The organism is Planktosalinus sp. (assembly GCF_059864935.1).
On sequence record NZ_JCBCCK010000517.1, the window covers coordinates 1 to 3,433 of the forward strand.

The window sequence follows — 3,433 nt, forward strand, 5'->3', positions numbered from 1 at the left end:
GACCATTGTCATTTTTGATTGAATTAACATCTATTATTTTTGTGAATCATAAAATACAAACTTATGATTTTTAACAAAACAGCACTCTACAACTGGGAAAACGGCGCATTTATAATGACTGTAATATTTGGTCTGGTCATAGCTGCAATAATTGGTGCCGTGTATCTGATGATGAAAAACGATCGGAAAAAATTAGATAAATAAAGGTTCTTAATTCCCGTCTACAAAATTCTGCAAATAGGCAAATCGGGGGGTTAATTTGCCACCTTCGGTAATTTTTGCCCGTTGTAAAATGCCATTTTTATCGTAACTAAAAAAAGCAGGAATAACATGCTCTAAAAACATATCCCCAAAACCTTCACTGGCGTCTTTGGGCAATTCACAAGGCAAATTATCTACAGCCATAACAGTTATAGCCTTGGGAGCATCAAAATCAACTTCATTTTCAGTTTGAGGATCGTAGCCGTAAAAAGGTTCGGCGATGGTTGAAGACCTGATGGTGCAGGCAACAGGTCCGTCGATATCACATGAAATATCAGCAACAAGACTGATTTTGAATTCGGGGTGTTTGGCCTCTTTTCGTGTAAACAAATAGGGCGCTCCATCACCATAAAAATGACCGGTAATCAGCATGTCACTTACTTTGGCAAAACGCATAAAATTACTTTCATATCCTGAAGGGTCTTTGAAAAACGCTCTTTTATCTCCGGGTTTTCCGTCTCTGCGTTTGTTGTAATCCATTACATCGATAAGACAATATACAGCCTGATTAAAATCCTTATTTAAATAGTCTTCAACTGTTACTTCTTCGATTTTTAAATGGTCGAGGATTTCCTTGGCACCATTGGCCACTTTTCCACTTCCGGTAAGTACAATTTTAATGTTTGGTAAAGTGATTTTATCCAGTTCAGCTTTCACAGCATCGAGGTCAGCAAGGTGTTCAACTTTAGGTAAATTAAAGAGCTTGTCTCTCAAACCCATTGCTCTGAATCCGTTGTAAGCACCCACAAGTCCGGCATAACGTCCAAAACCGATAAGACGATGCCCATTTTCCATGACTATGGTTTCGTGGTCATACAACTCAATGTTTTTATCAAGTATGGCACGTAATAAATTACGGTTATAGGGTTGTTTTTTGATGGTATGACTGAAGAAAAAATACTTTTTATTGGGAATCAAAGCCGAAATGGGCACTTCTTTTACTCCCAGCATGACATCACAATCTGAAACGTCATCGGTCACCTCAATTCCTCTTTCGCGGTAAGTGCTGTCAGGAAAAACCCGAATGTCAGAAGGTTCCACTTTGAAATGAACTTCAGGAAATCGATTGATGACTTCCTGACACTTTTCCGGCGAAAACACGACACGTTTGTCAGGCGGATTTTTACGTTCTTTGATGATTGCAATCTTTAAGGTCATTTTGGAATGTTTTTTGAGTACTCTTAACAAAGTTGCAAAGATAGGATTTTGTGATGTATCTTTGCATTTCGCTTTAAGCGAAAAATCCATTCACGGGGTCGACTGGTTTTGACAGCAAGATGAATGGAATAGTAAGCACGCCGAGCGCTGGGTTACAGCTCGTAAATCTCATAATTCACACTTTTTAAACGGCGAAGATAACTACGCCCTAGCTGCATAATCCGAATTACAGTAGGATAATGCCTCGGTCCGCAAGGCGGATAAGCAGGATGTCTCTCAACGGCCTTGGTTTGCGGCAATTGATCAAGGGACATCGTAAAAGTAAACCTAGAAATCACAGGGTCTCGATGTGTTTTCGAAACTTAATTGAGAATAAGGGCAACTTTGGGTGTTTTTTCCCGGTGTTGCCACGAAAACCAATAAAAAACTAAGCGTGTAGAAAGTTATTGTATTCCTTGTTTGGACGAGGGTTCGAATCCCTCCGGCTCCACCTTCGCCCTTCTTCGCCCTCCGTAGCTTGCGAGTTCACGAGAAAGCGCAGGAGGGCTTCTTTTTTCCTTGATTTTTAATTTACCTTTCCCTCTGAGGGCTCAGAAGGGCTTCGGTGGACGCAGTCCACTTACAGGTAAATTTTCTTTCACTTCAAATTTTTTAATACTTTTAATTCTATCATTAAAAGTTATGCTTATGTATGTAAAGAATGAAAAGCTTTGGCATGTCTATATTTTGCTTTGTAATGACAATTCATTTTATACCGGATGTACTGATAATCTGGAAAGAAGATTTGAACAACACAATAAAGGACAAGTAAAATCAACCGTAATGAAATTACCGGTTTCAATTGTTACACAGATAACATTTACCAATAAATACACAGCTTATAATTTTGAGAAGTACCTGAAATCAGGTTCCGGAATTGCATTTAGGAATAAAAGATTAGTATAAAATTTTGTTTGTTGGCTTTATAAAATTCTATCAAAGGGCTTCGCCCTCCGAAGCTTTCGAATTTATGAGAAAGCGCAGGAGGGTTTTGTTGTTTTAAGGCGCCCGGGCCGATAGGCACGGCTTGATGCATTTCCTGTTTTGGATTTCAAGGGATCATCGATAGATAATCCTTAAAAAAAAGAAAACCTAAGTCAATCAAAAAATATTCTCAATCCATTTAAGCCTTCTTCCCCCTAAAAGTAAGCACCAACCCCACCACTAGTATGATCACACTAATTATAACCGGTGTCCAGTTAGCTGTGCTTACAGCGATATCCATACCCAAAAAACTAAAGCTTTCTGAGTCCTGAATCGCCTGAATACCAAAAATTATGGTTCCTAATGCACCTAATATCAATAAAATTGTTCCAAGTGGTTTCATAAGTTAAATATTTAGTTTGTATATAGTTAAAGGTAAGTAAAAATTGAATAGTGTTTACAAAATAAAAAAATACAACTATATTGAAATAAATCTAAATTTTATTTACATTTGCTTTAACTTTATTTAATCATGCAGCCAAAATTGCCCATTCATTGTCCCGCGTGCAATGATGCTTTAAAAGTGTCGCAGTTGCTTTGTGACCATTGTGCCACAACAGTGAACGGCAATTACACTATGCCTGTGTTTTTAAAACTTCAACCAGACGAACAGGAATTTATCCTTCAGTTTTTGATGAACAGTGGAAGCCTGAAAGAAATGGCCCTGCAAATGAACAACAGCTACCCCACCATCAGAAACAAACTGGATGACTTGATTGAAAAAATAAAACTATTGCAATCCCATGAAGATACTACTCTTTAATCCGTTTAAAAGGTATAGTGAGCAGCAGCTCCTCGCCTTTGGACTTGTTACTGCTATTTTGGGTGTGGTTTGTGCTTCATTGACCAATACACATTTTGACGGGGTACTGGACACCCATTTTGGAAAAGATGTTTCTTTAAAAACAGCCGCGCTGCAAAGCATAATCAACAGCATCAGTATAGTACTGGTGTTTTATCCGGTGGGGAAATGGATCAATACAAAAACCCG

5 protein-coding genes, 1 other RNA gene and 1 pseudogene are annotated in these 3,433 nt (G+C 38.3%); 5 read left to right on the forward strand and 2 right to left on the reverse strand.

The window, feature by feature from the left end; translation table 11 throughout:
- The first annotated feature begins 63 nt into the window (after positions 1–63).
- Positions 64–204, forward strand: a complete 141-nt coding sequence (locus tag AC6F75_RS14810) for a hypothetical protein (RefSeq protein WP_500715860.1) — start codon at positions 64–66, stop codon at positions 202–204.
- A 6-nt stretch (positions 205–210) separates the two neighbouring features.
- Here the strand turns inward: AC6F75_RS14810 and AC6F75_RS14815 are convergent, their stop codons facing one another.
- Complete coding sequence (locus tag AC6F75_RS14815) at positions 211–1,419, reverse strand: NAD(P)-dependent oxidoreductase (protein ID WP_500715861.1); 1,209 nt, start codon at positions 1,417–1,419, stop codon at positions 211–213.
- A gap of 94 nt (positions 1,420–1,513) precedes the next feature.
- Between AC6F75_RS14815 and ssrA the strand changes: the two genes are divergently transcribed.
- Positions 1,514–1,912: a transfer-messenger RNA gene (gene ssrA / locus AC6F75_RS14820) on the forward strand.
- 194 nt (positions 1,913–2,106) lie between these two features.
- Positions 2,107–2,364: a GIY-YIG nuclease family protein gene (locus AC6F75_RS14825; RefSeq protein WP_500715862.1), complete on the forward strand. Its 258-nt coding sequence runs from the start codon at positions 2,107–2,109 to the stop codon at positions 2,362–2,364.
- Positions 2,365–2,581: 217 nt separating this feature from the next.
- Here the strand turns inward: AC6F75_RS14825 and AC6F75_RS14830 are convergent, their stop codons facing one another.
- Entirely contained in the window at positions 2,582–2,785 is a 204-nt protein-coding gene (locus AC6F75_RS14830) for a hypothetical protein (protein WP_500715863.1), read from the reverse strand.
- 129 nt (positions 2,786–2,914) lie between these two features.
- On the opposite strand from AC6F75_RS14830, the gene AC6F75_RS14835 reads away from it, so the two are divergent.
- Positions 2,915–3,205: a DUF2089 family protein gene (locus AC6F75_RS14835; RefSeq protein ID WP_500715864.1), complete on the forward strand. Its 291-nt coding sequence runs from the start codon at positions 2,915–2,917 to the stop codon at positions 3,203–3,205.
- A pseudogene (locus AC6F75_RS14840) lies at positions 3,186–3,433 on the forward strand (hypothetical protein); the annotation flags it as partial. The gene AC6F75_RS14835 and the pseudogene AC6F75_RS14840, both read left to right, overlap by 20 nt.